We start from the raw sequence: 14,990 nt of genomic DNA, 5'->3' as shown, positions 1-14,990 counted from the left end.
GTGAGGAGAAACGGTACATGGTACTGATGATCGTCAGCGGGCGTTCCGGATCAGGTAAATCTGTCGCTCTGCGCGCGCTGGAAGATATGGGATTTTACTGCGTGGATAACCTCCCCGTCGTGCTGTTGCCCGATCTGGCGCGAACGCTGGCCGATCGCCAGATTTCCGCCGCCGTCAGCATTGATGTGCGCAATATGCCTGAATCACCTGAGATTTTTGAACAGGCGATGAATAATCTGCCTGGCGCTTTCTCGCCACAATTGCTGTTTCTTGATGCCGACCGCAATACCTTGATTCGCCGCTACAGCGACACGCGCCGTTTGCATCCGCTTTCCAGCAAAAACCTTTCTTTAGAGAGTGCGATCGATAAAGAGAGTGACTTGCTGGAGCCGTTACGCTCACGTGCGGATCTGATCGTCGACACTTCAGAAATGTCCGTCCATGAGCTGGCGGAGATGCTGCGTACCCGGCTGTTGGGCAAACGCGAGCGCGAACTGACGATGGTATTTGAGTCCTTCGGCTTTAAACATGGTATCCCGATTGATGCGGACTATGTGTTTGATGTCCGCTTTCTGCCCAACCCGCACTGGGATCCAAAACTGCGCCCCATGACCGGGCTTGATAAGCCGGTAGCCGCGTTTCTTGACCGACACACAGAAGTTCACAATTTTATCTATCAGACTCGCAGCTATCTTGAGCTATGGTTACCGATGCTGGAGACCAACAACCGCAGCTACCTTACCGTCGCTATCGGTTGTACCGGCGGGAAACACCGTTCGGTGTATATTGCAGAACAGCTGGCAGACTACTTCCGCTCGCGCGGTAAAAATGTCCAGTCTCGCCATCGCACGCTGGAAAAACGCAAAACATGACCGTAAAGCAAACTGTTGAAGTCACCAATAAGCTGGGCATGCATGCCCGGCCTGCCATGAAGCTTTTCGAACTGATGCAGGGTTTTGACGCCGAGGTGCTATTACGCAATGACGAAGGCACAGAAGCGGAAGCGAACAGCGTCATCGCTCTGTTAATGCTCGACTCCGCCAAAGGGCGTCAGATCGAAATTGAAGCCACCGGCCCGCAAGAAGTTGAAGCGCTGGCGGCGGTTATCGCGCTGTTCAATTCCGGCTTTGACGAAGACTAAACCTCCTCATATACCCTATTTTCCCCAACGCCGTCCCGGTATTTGATGACAATCATCCCAAAACCGGGCGTGTTACGCCTGCCTGCCACTTATCCCGCAGCCCCACCCTTTCGTAAGATTTGTACATTTCGTGCGCTTTACCTATGCATAAAAACATTAAGAAAACCTTAAAAAATTTCGTTTAGGTTTTATTTAAGTTCTTTGTCCATACTAAATTTATGTGAATAAATTTTTCCAGGACTTGCCATGATCTTCTTATCCAAACAGACTCCGCTGGGCACCGGTCGACATCGTAAATGCTATACGCATCCGGATAATGCCCGGCGTTGCATAAAAGTCATTTACAACCGTAACCACGGCGGTGATAAAGAGATTCGGCGTGAACTGAACTACTATGCGCATCTGTCCCGCTACCTGACGGACTGGAGCGCTATCCCCCGTTATTACGGCACGGTAGAAACCGATTGCGGCACCGGCTATGTCTACGACATGATTACCGATTTCAACGGCGCGCCCTCTATTACCCTGACCGAGTTCGCCGCGCAATGTCGTTATGAAGAGGATGTCGCTGTCCTGCGGCGGCTACTGAAAAAACTGAAACGTTACCTGCTGGATAACCATATTGTGACGATGTCGCTGAAGCCGCAAAACATCCTGTGCCAGCGTATCAGCGAGTCAGAAGTGGTTCCGGTGGTTTGCGACAATCTGGGGGAAAGTACCTTTATCCCGCTGGCGACCTGGTCAACATGGTGCTGTGAACGCAAACTGGAGAGAGTGTGGCAGCGGTTTATCGCCCAGCCTGCACTGGCCGTTGCCCTGGAGAGGGACGCGCAGCCAAAAGACAAGAAACGGCTGGCGCTTACTTCTCACGAAGCTTAATGGCCTGTGCTTATCAGGTCTGGACGACACAGATCGCAGGCCGGATAAGGCGTTCGCGCCGCCATTCAGCAAAATTAATTAAGCTGGTTGCTCGTCATAAAAGATTCCCCGCCCAGTTGGCGCATCTGGCGCATAATCCACGCCTGCCGGCTACGCACATAGCCAGAAGGCGTATTCGCCTTATAGCGTAACGGATTTGGCAATACCGCCGCCAGCAACGCGGCTTCAGACACACTCAAGCGACTGGCAGGTTTATGAAAATACCGTTGTGCCGCAGCCTCCACGCCAAAAATACCATCGCCAAACTCCGCGATATTCAGATAAACCGTGAGGATGCGCTTTTTGCTCCAGACAGTTTCAATGCCCAGCGTTAGCCCGGCCTCCAGACCTTTGCGCAGCCAACTGCGTCCATCCCATAAAAAGAGATTTTTCGCCGTTTGCTGCGAAAGCGTAGAGGCGCCGCGAATACGGCTCTCATTCCGCTCATTATGCGCCAGCGCTTTTTCAATCGCCGGAACATCAAAGCCCCAGTGCTCAGGGAACTTCTGGTCTTCCGCCGCAATTACCGCCAGCCCCATCCACGGCGAGATATCCGCCATACTGACCCAGTCAGAATGCGCCACATAACCGAACTCTCCACTCAGCCAGGCGCTAATCTGCCGTTCCGCCATCACCGCCGAAAAAGGCACCGGAACCACGCTAAACAGCGCAATGCCGCCGCCCCAAAAGACGGCGAGCGCAGCAAGGATACGTAAAAGTAGACGGCGCAAAAACGTTAACGGCGCGATGCGTCGTTTGCTCATTCCGCCAGAACCAGCACGCGCGACACTAATTTATCAATGCCGCTTGCCGCCTGGGCGATATCCTGCGCCAGCATATAGGCAGGGGTGGTCACGACCTTGTTATCCTCGTCCACAACGATATCATCAACCGGGCAAGGTACGTGTTCGGCCCCCATCTCTTCAAGTACTTCAGCGGTATCAATATCCGTCCCTATTGTCAGACGTAGCGGGAAGTCAAAGATTTTCGGCAACATTGCGGGCGCGATACAGATGAATCCCAGCGGCTTGCCGGACTGGTGCATGGCCTTCGCCAGCGCGACGACATCGCTATCCACCCGGCATTCGCTCCCCTGGCTGGCGAAATTACTCAGGTTCTTCGCCGCGCCGAAACCGCCAGGCACAATGAGCGCATCCAGTTCCTCTGGCTGAGCCTGGGACAGGGGACGAATATCGCCCCGCGTAATACGCGCCGCCTCAATCAGAACGTTACGCGTTTCCGCCATCGCTTCGCCGGTCAGGTGATTAATAACATCCGCTTGTGGTTTATCCGGCGCGAAGCAGACAGCCTGCGCGCCGCTGCGGGCAATGGCCAACAGCGTCAGAACGGCCTCATGAATTTCGGCGCCGTCATAGACGCCGCATCCGCTGAGCACTACGCCAATTTTTTTCATGGTGAACATCCTCCTGCAACCGACTCAAGCCCATTAATAATTTTGATTAAAATGCTACGCTTCACACATTTAAATGATTCATGTAACAAATCATTTAGGATTTGCTATCTTAACTGCGTGCGGCCTGAAAACAGGACTGCGCCTTTGACATCATCATAATAAGCACGGCGCAGCCACGATTTCCCTGGTGTTGGCGCAGTATTCGCGCACCCCGGTCAAACCGGGGTCATTTTTTTTCCGCGTTTGCCACCCAGGCTTTCAGCACCGCGACATCGTGCTGCCACTCCTGCTTCATCTCTTCAATCCATTCCGCGACGTTATCTTCCCAGGCTGGAAGATCCGGCGACTGGATTTGCTGGCCAAGCTGTTGCAGATGACGCAGCCCTACCGAACCGGCGGCGCCTTTAATCTTATGCCCTTCCTCAACGACGCCTTTTTTGTCACGCGCCGTCAGATTGGACTCCAGCACGCTTAAATAGCCAGGCATCATTTTTTCAAACACCGCGAGACCGTCGGTGATCAATTTAGGCCCAACCAACTCGATGTATTGTTCCAGCATCGGGATATCCAGCAGCGCTTGCGCTTTATCGCTCTCTTCAGGCGTCACGGTACTCTCCTCTTTATCGGTGGCATCCCAGAATTTTTTAATCATCGCGGTTAAGGCCGGCACCGACAGCGGCTTACTCAGCACATCGTCCATACCAGCGTCCAGATACTCTTTTTTATCTTTCAGAACGTTAGCCGTAAGCGCTACCAGCGGCGGTAAATCTTCCCGCGTGTGGCGACGGGTCAGTTCTCTGGCGATATCCAGACCCGTCATATCCGGTAGCTGAATATCCAGTAAGACCAGGTCATATTCGCCCGGCGCGAACATCTCCAGCGCCGCCTTGCCGGTCATCGCGACATCCACGCTGTTCCCCAGTTTTTCCAGTACCGAACGCGCTACGATCACGTTCAGTTCAATATCTTCGACCAGCAGAACATGCAGCGCGGGCAGCGGCATGTCGTCTTCATCAAAGGCGTCCTCCACCTCTTCCGCCACCGCTGGCGCATGAACCGTTAGCGTAAAGGTCGATCCTTTGCCCGGCAGACTGGAGACGGTAATATCGCCGCCCATATTTTTCGCCAGCCGACGGGAGACCGCCAGCCCGATACCGGTACCCGTCGCCGGCTTACCGCCATGACTGTCTTTCACCTGATAATACATGGCGAAAATTTTATCCTGCTCATCCTGCGGAATGCCGATCCCGGAATCTTCCACTTCAAAGTGCAGCATGTCGCCTTCATCATAGCGCGCCCGCACCGTCACCTGGCCCTGCTGAGTAAACTTCACCGCATTGCTGATCAAATTCCATAAAATCTGGCGCAGACGCGTTCCGTCGGTAATAACTTTGTGCGGCAGCGGCAACGTCGGCTCAAGCACAAAACGTAGCCCTTTTTGCTGCGCCTGCAAACCGGAAAGGTTTTCCAGATCGGCCATAAAGCTGGTGAAATCAACCGGTTGGTTATCAAGCTGAACCTTACGCCGCTCCATCTTATCCATATCAATGATGTCATTGAAAATATTGCCTAACGTCACGGCGGAGACATGGATTGTTTTAAGGTATTTTTCCTGTTCGGCGGTGAGATCGGTATCCAGCAGGATGCGGCTTAAACCGACGATGCCGTTAAGCGGGGTGCGCAGCTCATGACTGATGGTAGAGATAAACGTGGTCTTGTCGCGGCTGGCGCGTTCCAGCGCGTCCTGATAACGCTTACGTTCGGTAATATCACGACCAAATCCCATCAGGCCATGACGTTTACCGACACGGTCGTAATAAGGCACTTTACGAATTTCAAAGCAGGCTTTTCGTCCGTCCGGGTAATCCAGCCACTGTTCGTAGGTCAGGGAGACGTTATGGCGGAATACTTTTTCATCGGTTTCAATGACTTTCTCCGCCGCTTCGGGAGAGTACACATCTTCCGGCTTCAAATGCACCAGCTGTTTTTCGCTCTTGCCGGTTAGCAATTCCATTGCGCGGTTACAGCCGGAAAATTCTTTATCCTCATTACGATAAAAAACCAAATCCGGCGAGGCGTCCAGAAAGGAGCGCAGAAAAGAGGATTGCTGTTCTAGCTGGATTTGCGCTTCTTCACGCTCTTTAATTTCTACTTTTAGCTGTTCAAATGTCTCATGCAGCTCCGCTTCCGCTTTTTCGCGATCGGCAATTTCCTGATTAAGCTGGGCAATATTGTCCTTCAACTGTACGTTAAGCTTGAGATCGCGCTCGCGCATCTCCTCCAGCTTTTGCACCAGACGCGACAGTCGCTGCCTTGACTCTTCCAGTTGTTCAACAACAACGGATAAGAAATAGACCGCCCAGGGCGTAATTAACAGGCCAAAAAAGATGGAGCGAATGACGTCGATACTTTCAACCTGACCATGCAGCACCATGGTCACCGCCATCTGCACGACAATCGCCAGCACCACCAATGCCAACGCCAGGAGCATGGAAAAGCGCACCAGACCCAATTTCATCATCAGGTCGACATAGTATTGCGCCAGCATACGAATTTGCTTCATAGAGGATTCCTTCACCACAACTTCGCACATAATACCCAATTATGGGAACCGCGTTGAATATTGTGCGAAATATGCGTAGCGCCCCTCATCACGCTACGCTACAGGTGGTATCCAGGGACGGGCCAGCGCAGAGCCCTGTACGCCATGCTCATTCAGGTATTTGTCCAGCTCAACCATCCCCGTCCAGCGATTCTCACACCACAGCGGGGCAAGCAGCGTCGGACGGCGAGCGCTGGCTGAAATCCGGTGATAAATTATCTCCGGCGGCGTATGACGAATCATCTCACCTGCCGTTAGCGTGTAGTCTTCCAGTTCGATGCCGTTCAGCCGCCCCGCTTCCCAGGCTTTGGCCATCGTACTGCCTTTCACAATATGTAGCGGATGCAGTTTAATACCGTCTACGCCCGTCTTCACCACACGCTCCATGGTTTGCAGGCATTCTGCCTGCCCTTCTCCCGGCAGCCCCACAATCAGATGCGCGCACACTTTCAGCCCGCGCTCCCGGGCAATCCGGGTGGTACGCTGATAGCAGGCGAAGTCATGCCCGCGGTTAATTCGGCGCAGGGTTTTATCGTGCGCGGTTTGCAATCCCAGTTCCAGCCACACCTCGTAGCCTTGATCTTTATATTCACACAGTAAATCTACTACTGCCTGAGGGACGCAATCCGGACGCGTACCGACACATAACCCGACGATACTGGCCTGGCTGACCGCCTGTTGATACATGGAACGCAGCACCTGCACTTCCGCAAAGGTGCTGGTGTAGGCCTGGAAATAGGCCAGATAGCGTTTAGCGCGGTTCACCAGATGCGCCTGATGCGCAAGCTGCTCGGCAATCGAATGATGCTGCTGCGCCTCATCGGCAAAAGAGGCGACATTACAGAAGGTGCAACCGCCACGCCCGATGGTACCGTCGCGATTAGGGCAGCTAAAACCGCCATGAAGCGTCAGCTTATGAACCTTTTGCCCATACCGACGTAAAAGATCCCCACCAAACATATTGACTAATTTCTGTAACTGCATAATCTGATAGACCGCCTCTTAAAAAGAGGCCAAAGCCTGCCATTTTTAGTCTCCTTTGGCGATGACCTGGATCAATCGTCCCGGAAGGCTTTTATCCATTGCATAATCAAGCAAAATAAACGATATTTCATTCATAATCCCGCTGATGATTTTTCCTGATATTCCCCTCTTTTTTCAGCGTTTGCTGGGTCATCGATAAAAACAGTAGCATTCAATACTGCTCACGCTTAAAACAGCATAAAATGCCAAGATTTTTGAAAAAGCAAGGTCAGATAACGTCTGGCGAGCGGCTCTTATAGTGAGACAGATCACAGGCTTTCTGCCGCTCCGTATTAGCAGCCACTCTATAAAAAACCTTTTAATTTCAATATATTCAAAAAGTTATCTGTGCTACAGCACACTTTTGCATAAATCAGTTTGCCATTTGACCTGGGTGTGGATTCCCGATAAGTTGGGGATCCGCTGGAAGCTTTCTGGATGAGCCGTCTGCTCATCATATTTATGCAGTAATTGAGATTCCCTCTTAACCGTATTTACCAATGCGCAAAGGACACAAAGAGGGCGAATGCGAGGTAAGCGTATGATGCGCCAGCCCCGTCGCCATGCTCTTGCTGTGCCCGCGCGCCGTCGGTTGGGAGAGCGTCCCGTAGAGCCTGGGGAGGTTCACTGATATGTTGTACGATAAATCCCTTGAGAAGGATAACTGTGGTTTCGGCCTGATCGCCCACATAGAAGGCGAACCTAGCCACAAGGTAGTGCGTACCGCCATACACGCGCTGGCCCGGATGCAGCACCGTGGCGCGATCCTTGCCGACGGTAAAACCGGCGACGGTTGCGGCTTGCTGTTACAAAAACCTGACCGTTTCTTTCGCATCGTGGCCGAAGAGCGCGGCTGGCGCTTAGCCAAAAACTACGCCGTCGGGATGATCTTTTTGAATAAAGATCCTGAACTGGCCGCCGCGTCACGCCATATTGTCGAAGAAGAATTACAACAGGAAACCCTGTCGATTGTCGGCTGGCGCGATGTGCCAACCAATGAAGGCGTGCTCGGTGAAATCGCCCTCTCCTCCCTGCCGCGTATTGAGCAGATTTTTGTCAACGCTCCGGCGGGCTGGCGTCCGCGTGATATGGAGCGCCGTCTGTTTATCGCCCGCCGACGCATTGAAAAACGCCTGCAGGACGACAAAGATTTCTACGTATGCAGCCTGTCGAACCTGGTCAACATTTATAAAGGTCTGTGTATGCCGGCGGATCTGCCGCGCTTCTACCTGGATCTTGCGGATCTGCGTCTGGAATCGGCCATCTGTCTGTTCCACCAGCGCTTTTCCACTAACACCGTGCCGCGTTGGCCGCTGGCGCAGCCGTTCCGCTACCTGGCGCATAACGGCGAGATTAACACCATCACCGGCAACCGCCAGTGGGCGCGCGCCCGTACCTATAAATTCCAGACGCCGCTGATCCCGGATTTACAGTCCGCTGCGCCGTTTGTTAACGAAACCGGTTCGGATTCCAGCTCGCTGGACAACATGCTGGAACTGCTGCTGGCAGGCGGGATGGACATTATCCGCGCCATGCGCCTGTTGGTGCCGCCCGCCTGGCAGAACAACCCCGATATGGACCAGGATCTGCGCGCCTTCTTTGACTTTAACTCCATGCATATGGAGCCGTGGGACGGTCCGGCAGGCATCGTGATGTCCGACGGGCGCTTCGCCGCCTGTAACCTTGACCGTAACGGCCTGCGCCCGGCACGCTATGTCATTACCAAAGACAAGCTGATCACCTGCGCCTCCGAAGTCGGTATCTGGGACTATCAGCCGGATGAAGTGGTCGAGAAAGGCCGCGTCGGTCCAGGCGAGCTGATGGTGATCGACACCCGCGGCGGACGTATTCTGCATTCCGCGGAAACCGATGACGATCTGAAAAGCCGCCATCCGTATAAAGCGTGGATGGAAAAGAATGTTCGCCGTCTGGTGCCGTTTGAAGAGCTGCCTGATGAAGAAGTCGGTAGCCGCGAACTGGACGATGACCTGCTCGCCAGCTATCAGAAACAGTTTAACTACAGCGCCGAAGAGCTGGACTCGGTTATCCGTGTGTTGGGCGAAAACGGCCAGGAAGCCGTCGGCTCAATGGGCGACGACACCCCCTTTGCCGTGCTCTCCAGCCAGCCGCGTATTATTTACGACTACTTCCGCCAGCAGTTCGCGCAGGTCACTAACCCGCCTATCGACCCGCTGCGTGAAGCGCACGTCATGTCGCTCGCCACCAGCATCGGTCGCGAAATGAACGTCTTCTGCGAAGCGGAAGGTCAGGCCCATCGCCTGAGTTTTAAATCGCCAATTCTGCTGTACTCCGATTTCAAACAGCTCACTACCATGAGCGAGCATCACTACCGCGCCGACTGGCTTGACATTACCTTTGATGTCACCGAAACCACACTGGACGCGACGGTTAAAGCGCTGTGCGATAAAGCGGAACAGATGGTGCGCAACGGCACCGTGCTGCTGGTCCTCTCGGATCGCAATATCGGTAAGAATCGCCTGCCGGTCCCCGCGCCGATGGCGGTGGGCGCGGTGCAAACGCGTCTGGTGGAACAAAGCCTGCGCTGCGACGCCAACATCATCGTAGAAACCGGAAGCGCCCGCGATCCGCATCACTTTGCGGTACTGCTCGGCTTTGGCGCAACGGCCATCTATCCGTACCTGGCCTACGAAACGCTGGGGCGTCTGATTGATACCCAGGCCATCGCTAAAAACTACCGTACCGTGATGCAGAACTACCGCAACGGCATCAACAAGGGGCTGTACAAGATTATGTCCAAAATGGGCATTTCGACCATTGCCTCTTACCGCTGCTCCAAACTGTTTGAAGCGGTCGGGCTGCACGATGATGTGGTAAACCTGTGCTTCCAGGGCGTGGTCAGCCGTATCGGCGGCGCGAGCTTTGATGACTTCCAGCAGGATCTGCTGAATCTCTCCAAACGCGCCTGGCTGGCGCGCAAACCCATTAGCCCTGGCGGCCTGTTGAAGTACGTCCACGGCGGCGAATATCACGCCTATAACCCGGATGTCGTGCGTACCCTGCAACAGGCGGTACAGAGCGGCGAGTACAGTGATTATCAGGAATACGCCAAACTGGTCAATGAGCGTCCGGCGGCAACGCTGCGCGATCTGCTGGCGATACATCCAGACGGCGAGGCGGTGACTATCGACGAGGTTGAGCCCGCCAGTGAGCTGTTTAAACGCTTTGATACCGCAGCCATGTCTATCGGCGCATTAAGTCCGGAAGCGCACGAAGCGCTGGCGGAAGCGATGAACAGCCTCGGCGGCAACTCCAACTCCGGCGAAGGCGGTGAAGACCCTGCGCGCTACGGCACCAATAAAGTGTCGCGTATCAAACAGGTGGCCTCTGGTCGCTTTGGCGTGACGCCGGCCTACCTGGTCAATGCCGATGTGATCCAGATTAAAGTCGCGCAGGGCGCGAAACCGGGTGAAGGCGGTCAGTTGCCGGGGGATAAAGTCACTCCGTATATCGCTAAACTGCGTTATTCAGTGCCGGGCGTGACGCTGATCTCCCCGCCGCCGCACCACGATATCTACTCTATCGAGGACTTAGCGCAGCTCATTTTCGACCTCAAGCAGGTCAACCCGAAGGCGATGATCTCCGTGAAGCTGGTGTCCGAACCGGGCGTTGGCACCATCGCGACCGGCGTGGCGAAAGCCTATGCGGATCTGATCACTATCGCTGGTTACGACGGCGGTACCGGCGCCAGCCCGCTCTCTTCGGTGAAATATGCGGGCTGTCCGTGGGAACTCGGACTTGTTGAAACCCAGCAGGCGCTGGTCGCTAACGGCCTGCGTCACAAGATTCGTCTGCAGGTGGACGGCGGTCTGAAAACCGGCGTCGACATCATTAAAGCGGCGATTCTTGGTGCGGAAAGTTTCGGCTTCGGCACCGGCCCGATGGTGGCGCTGGGCTGTAAATACCTGCGCATTTGCCATCTGAACAACTGCGCAACCGGCGTAGCGACGCAGGATGAAAAACTGCGTAAGAACCACTATCACGGCCTGCCGTTCAAAGTGACCAACTACTTTGAATTTATCGCCCGCGAAGTGCGCGAGCTGATGGCTTCGCTTGGCGTGACTCGCCTGGTGGATTTGATTGGCCGCACCGACCTGCTGAAAGAGCTGGAGGGCTTTACGGCGAAACAGCAGAAGCTGGCGCTGTCTCGTCTACTGGAAACCGCTGAACCTCATCCGGGTAAAGCGCTGTACTGCACCGAGAATAACCCGCCGTTTGATAACGGTGTGCTGAATGCGCAACTGTTGCAGCAGGCGAAGCCGTTTGTCGATGCGCGCCAGAGCAAAACCTTCTGGTTCGACATCCGCAACACCGATCGTTCCGTCGGCGCGTCGCTTTCCGGCTACATCGCACAGACCCACGGCGATCAGGGGCTGGCTTCCGATCCGATTAAAGCGCACTTCAGCGGTACCGCAGGCCAGAGCTTTGGCGTGTGGAACGCGGGCGGCGTGGAGTTATATCTGACTGGCGATGCCAACGACTATGTCGGTAAAGGTATGGCAGGCGGTTTGATCGCCATCAGACCGCCGGTAGGTTCCGCCTTCCTCAGTCATAAGGCCAGCATTATCGGCAACACCTGCCTGTATGGAGCGACCGGTGGCCGTCTGTACGCGGCGGGCCGCGCGGGCGAACGTTTCGGCGTGCGTAACTCCGGGGCGATTACCGTAGTAGAGGGCATCGGCGACAACGGCTGTGAATACATGACCGGCGGCATCGTCTGCGTGCTGGGTAAAACCGGCGTTAACTTCGGCGCGGGGATGACCGGCGGCTTCGCCTATGTGCTGGACGAAGATGGCGAATTCCGTAAACGCGTGAACCCGGAACTGGTAGAAGTACTGGACGTTGATTCGCTGGCTATCCACGAAGAGCATCTGCGCGGCCTGATCACCGAGCACGTGCAGCATACTGGTTCGCAACGCGGCGAAGAGATCCTGTCCAGGTGGTCAAGCTTCTCAACCCAATTCGCGTTAGTGAAGCCCAAGTCCAGCGATGTCAAAGCCCTGTTGGGCCACCGTAGTCGTAGTGCGGCAGAATTGCGCGTGCAGGCGCAGTAAGGAATTGAAATGAGCCAGAATGTTTATCAATTTATCGACCTGCAGCGCGTTGATCCGCCGAAGAAACCGCTGAAGATCCGTAAGATCGAGTTTGTTGAAATCTACGAACCGTTTTCTGAAGGTCAGGCGAAAGCCCAGGCGGATCGCTGTTTGTCCTGCGGGAACCCCTACTGCGAGTGGAAATGTCCGGTACATAACTACATCCCGAACTGGCTGAAACTGGCTAACGAAGGGCGTATTTTTGAGGCGGCTGAGCTATCGCACCAGACCAACACCCTGCCGGAAGTGTGTGGCCGCGTCTGCCCGCAGGACCGCCTGTGCGAAGGCTCCTGTACGCTGCACGATGAGTTCGGCGCGGTGACCATCGGTAACATTGAGCGCTATATCAACGATAAAGCGTTTGAGATGGGCTGGCGCCCGGATATGACCGGCGTACGCCAGACGGACAAACGGGTAGCGATTATCGGCGCAGGTCCGGCAGGGCTGGCGTGCGCCGACGTGCTGACCCGCAACGGCGTGAAGGCGGTGGTCTTTGATCGCCATCCGGAAATCGGCGGCCTGCTGACCTTCGGTATTCCAGCTTTCAAACTGGAAAAAGAGGTGATGACCCGCCGTCGCGAGATCTTCACCGGCATGGGTATTGAGTTCAAACTTAATACCGAAGTGGGTCGTGATGTACAGCTTGAAGATCTGCTGAAAGATTACGATGCGGTATTCCTTGGCGTCGGCACCTATCAGTCGATGCGCGGCGGGCTGGAAAATGAAAATGCGGACGGCGTATTCGACGCTCTGCCGTTCCTGATCGCCAATACGAAGCAGATCATGGGGTTTGGCGAAACCAGCGACGAACCATATGTCAGCATGGAAGGCAAACGCGTGGTGGTGCTGGGCGGCGGCGATACCGCAATGGACTGCGTACGTACCTCCATTCGTCAGGGCGCAACGCACGTAACCTGTGCTTATCGTCGTGATGAAGAGAACATGCCGGGTTCCAGACGCGAAGTGAAAAATGCGCGCGAGGAAGGTGTCGAATTTCAGTTTAACGTTCAACCGCTGGGCATTGAAGTCAATGCCAACGGCAAAGTGAGCGGCGTAAAAATGGTGCGCACTGAAATGGGCGAACCGGATGCCAAAGGCCGTCGGCGGGCGGAGATCGTCGCCGGTTCCGAGCATGTGGTTCCGGCTGATGCGGTGGTGATGGCGTTTGGTTTTCGTCCACACAGCATGGAATGGCTGGCGAAACACAGCGTGGAACTGGACTCGCAGGGACGAATTATCGCGCCGGAACGCAGCGATAATGCTTTCCAGACCAGCAACCCGAAAATCTTCGCCGGTGGCGACATCGTGCGCGGTTCCGATCTGGTGGTGACGGCGATTGCGGAAGGCCGTAAAGCGGCTGACGGGATTATGAACTACCTCGAAGTATAACCCTTCCGGCTCCCCGGTTAATGCCTTGTGCTGATGGCTGGGGAGCCGATATTCCTCTCCTCAATATCTCTCCTGCCGATTCTGGAAACCCGCTCGTAAATCGAGATGTAATGCCATGTAAAATCCGTTCATGGATTGATCCGTTTACGCCTGAAGCGTATTGATAGCGTTCTAATTTCACAATGAAACTATCACGTAAGGGATGACATGACGAATCCAACTTTAGCGCCACAGTCTGATGAATATCAGCAAATTCATAACGGAATTGTTCAACTGCTGGATACAGCGCGGACACAAACCGTTCGCAGCATCAACACCATCATGACAGCAACCTATTGGGAAATGGGTCGACGCATTGTTGAATTTGAACAAGGCGGTGAAGCCAGAGCTGCTTATGGTGAACAGCTAATTGATCGTTTATCACAGGATTTAAGCCAAAGATATAAACGAGGTTTTTCTGCCAGTAATCTATGGCAATTTAAAAAGTTTTATCTTTATTTTCAAAAAATTGAGATTCTCCAGACAGTGTCTGGAGAATCTCTCCATTTGGCGCAACTGGCTAAATCTTTCCCACTCCCCTGGTCGGCGTATGTCCGCCTCTTGTCGGTAAAAAATCCCAATGCCCGCACTTTTTACGAGAAAGAGACGCTACGTAACGGCTGGTCAGTTAGGCAGCTCGACAGGCAAATCGCGACGCAGTTTTACGAACGAACGCTACTGTCCCACGACAAATCCGCCATGTTGCAGCAGCCTGCACCCGCCGAGCCAAACGTTTTGCCGGAGCAAGCCATACGCGACCCGTTCATTCTGGAATTTCTTAACCTGAAGGACGAGTATTCCGAATCAGATCTCGAAGACGCGCTGCTCAGCCACCTGATGGACTTTATGCTGGAGCTCGGTGACGATTTTGCTTTTGTTGGCCGTCAACGCCGACTACGCATAGACGATAGCTGGTTCCGCGTCGATCTGCTGTTCTTCCATCGTCGCTTGCGCTGCCTGTTGCTCGTTGACCTGAAGGTAGGCAAATTCGGTTATGCGGATGCCGGGCAGATGAATATGTACCTGAACTATGCCAAAGAGCACTGGACAATGCCTGGAGAAAACCCGCCAGTCGGCTTGGTTTTGTGCGCAGGGAAAGGCGCGGGGGAAGCGCATTACGCGCTGACTGGCCTGCCAAACACCATCATGGCGAGCGAGTACAAAGTGCAGTTGCCCGACGAAAAATTACTCACAGACGAACTTATTCGTTCGCAAACCATGCTGGAAACTCAACTCACTCGCGGTGGTTCACGGACAACGGAGAAAAACTAGCGAACCATTAATGTCATGAATGATTATCAAAAAAATATCACACGAAAACGTTTGCTTTAT

10 protein-coding genes are annotated in these 14,990 nt (G+C 54.2%); 6 read left to right on the top strand and 4 right to left on the bottom strand.

The window, feature by feature from the left end:
- Positions 1 to 17: 17 nt before the first annotated feature.
- The 3 genes from rapZ to yrbL all read left to right on the top strand — a co-directional run bounded on the left by rapZ (position 18) and on the right by yrbL (position 2,020).
- The gene (gene rapZ / locus J4614_RS18660) at positions 18 to 872 is read left to right on the top strand and encodes an RNase adapter RapZ (protein ID WP_000243749.1); all 855 of its coding nucleotides are present in this window, start codon (positions 18 to 20) and stop codon (positions 870 to 872) included.
- Positions 869 to 1,141: a PTS phosphocarrier protein NPr gene (gene npr / locus J4614_RS18655; RefSeq protein ID WP_000216797.1), complete on the top strand. Its 273-nt coding sequence runs from the start codon at positions 869 to 871 to the stop codon at positions 1,139 to 1,141. The genes rapZ and npr overlap by 4 nt, the downstream gene beginning before the upstream one ends.
- Before the next feature lie 246 nt (positions 1,142 to 1,387).
- Entirely contained in the window at positions 1,388 to 2,020 is a 633-nt protein-coding gene (yrbL, locus tag J4614_RS18650) for a PhoP regulatory network protein YrbL (protein WP_000576805.1), read from the top strand.
- 74 nt (positions 2,021 to 2,094) lie between these two features.
- Here yrbL and mtgA read toward each other — a convergent pair whose 3' ends face one another.
- The 4 genes from mtgA to J4614_RS18630 all read right to left on the bottom strand — a co-directional run bounded on the left by mtgA (position 2,095) and on the right by J4614_RS18630 (position 7,059).
- A complete protein-coding gene (gene mtgA / locus J4614_RS18645) occupies positions 2,095 to 2,823 on the bottom strand; it encodes a monofunctional biosynthetic peptidoglycan transglycosylase (RefSeq protein ID WP_001529270.1) in 729 nt (242 codons plus the stop codon).
- Positions 2,820 to 3,473 (bottom strand): isoprenoid biosynthesis glyoxalase ElbB, encoded by a 654-nt coding sequence (gene elbB, locus J4614_RS18640; protein ID WP_000719811.1) that lies wholly within the window; start codon positions 3,471 to 3,473, stop codon positions 2,820 to 2,822. The genes mtgA and elbB overlap by 4 nt, the downstream gene beginning before the upstream one ends.
- Positions 3,474 to 3,699: 226 nt before the next feature.
- Positions 3,700 to 6,036: an aerobic respiration two-component sensor histidine kinase ArcB gene (gene arcB / locus J4614_RS18635; RefSeq protein WP_000809807.1), complete on the bottom strand. Its 2,337-nt coding sequence runs from the start codon at positions 6,034 to 6,036 to the stop codon at positions 3,700 to 3,702.
- Between the two features lie 93 nt (positions 6,037 to 6,129).
- Positions 6,130 to 7,059 (bottom strand): TIGR01212 family radical SAM protein, encoded by a 930-nt coding sequence (locus J4614_RS18630; protein WP_023214003.1) that lies wholly within the window; start codon positions 7,057 to 7,059, stop codon positions 6,130 to 6,132.
- 671 nt (positions 7,060 to 7,730) lie between these two features.
- On the opposite strand from J4614_RS18630, the gene gltB reads away from it, so the two are divergent.
- The 3 genes from gltB to J4614_RS18615 all read left to right on the top strand — a co-directional run bounded on the left by gltB (position 7,731) and on the right by J4614_RS18615 (position 14,930).
- Positions 7,731 to 12,191, top strand: a complete 4,461-nt coding sequence (gene gltB / locus J4614_RS18625) for a glutamate synthase large subunit (RefSeq protein ID WP_001748595.1) — start codon at positions 7,731 to 7,733, stop codon at positions 12,189 to 12,191.
- A gap of 9 nt (positions 12,192 to 12,200) precedes the next feature.
- Positions 12,201 to 13,619: a glutamate synthase subunit GltD gene (gene gltD / locus J4614_RS18620; RefSeq protein WP_000081638.1), complete on the top strand. Its 1,419-nt coding sequence runs from the start codon at positions 12,201 to 12,203 to the stop codon at positions 13,617 to 13,619.
- A 207-nt stretch (positions 13,620 to 13,826) separates the two neighbouring features.
- Positions 13,827 to 14,930: a PDDEXK nuclease domain-containing protein gene (locus J4614_RS18615; protein WP_000184316.1), complete on the top strand. Its 1,104-nt coding sequence runs from the start codon at positions 13,827 to 13,829 to the stop codon at positions 14,928 to 14,930.
- Positions 14,931 to 14,990 lie beyond the last annotated feature (60 nt).

Source organism: Salmonella sp. 32031103-2018-00083-FB-01-SM-01 (assembly GCF_017571995.1).
Classification (GTDB): Bacteria; Pseudomonadota; Gammaproteobacteria; order Enterobacterales; family Enterobacteriaceae; genus Salmonella; species Salmonella enterica.
The sequence above is the reverse complement of the archived record's forward strand: the minus strand, read 5'-3'. Positions and strand labels throughout refer to the sequence as shown.

What these genes read in the sequence shown, in the direction of transcription:
- rapZ (WP_000243749.1), top strand. Translation starts at nt 18, where the DNA reads ATGGTACTGATGATCGTCAGCGGGCGTTCCGGATCAGGTAAATCTGTC.
- npr (WP_000216797.1), top strand. Translation starts at nt 869, where the DNA reads ATGACCGTAAAGCAAACTGTTGAAGTCACCAATAAGCTGGGCATGCAT.
- yrbL (WP_000576805.1), top strand. Translation starts at nt 1,388, where the DNA reads ATGATCTTCTTATCCAAACAGACTCCGCTGGGCACCGGTCGACATCGT.
- mtgA (WP_001529270.1), bottom strand. Translation starts at nt 2,823, where the DNA reads ATGAGCAAACGACGCATCGCGCCGTTAACGTTTTTGCGCCGTCTACTT.
- elbB (WP_000719811.1), bottom strand. Translation starts at nt 3,473, where the DNA reads ATGAAAAAAATTGGCGTAGTGCTCAGCGGATGCGGCGTCTATGACGGC.
- arcB (WP_000809807.1), bottom strand. Translation starts at nt 6,036, where the DNA reads ATGAAGCAAATTCGTATGCTGGCGCAATACTATGTCGACCTGATGATG.
- J4614_RS18630 (WP_023214003.1), bottom strand. Translation starts at nt 7,059, where the DNA reads ATGCAGTTACAGAAATTAGTCAATATGTTTGGTGGGGATCTTTTACGT.
- gltB (WP_001748595.1), top strand. Translation starts at nt 7,731, where the DNA reads ATGTTGTACGATAAATCCCTTGAGAAGGATAACTGTGGTTTCGGCCTG.
- gltD (WP_000081638.1), top strand. Translation starts at nt 12,201, where the DNA reads ATGAGCCAGAATGTTTATCAATTTATCGACCTGCAGCGCGTTGATCCG.
- J4614_RS18615 (WP_000184316.1), top strand. Translation starts at nt 13,827, where the DNA reads ATGACGAATCCAACTTTAGCGCCACAGTCTGATGAATATCAGCAAATT.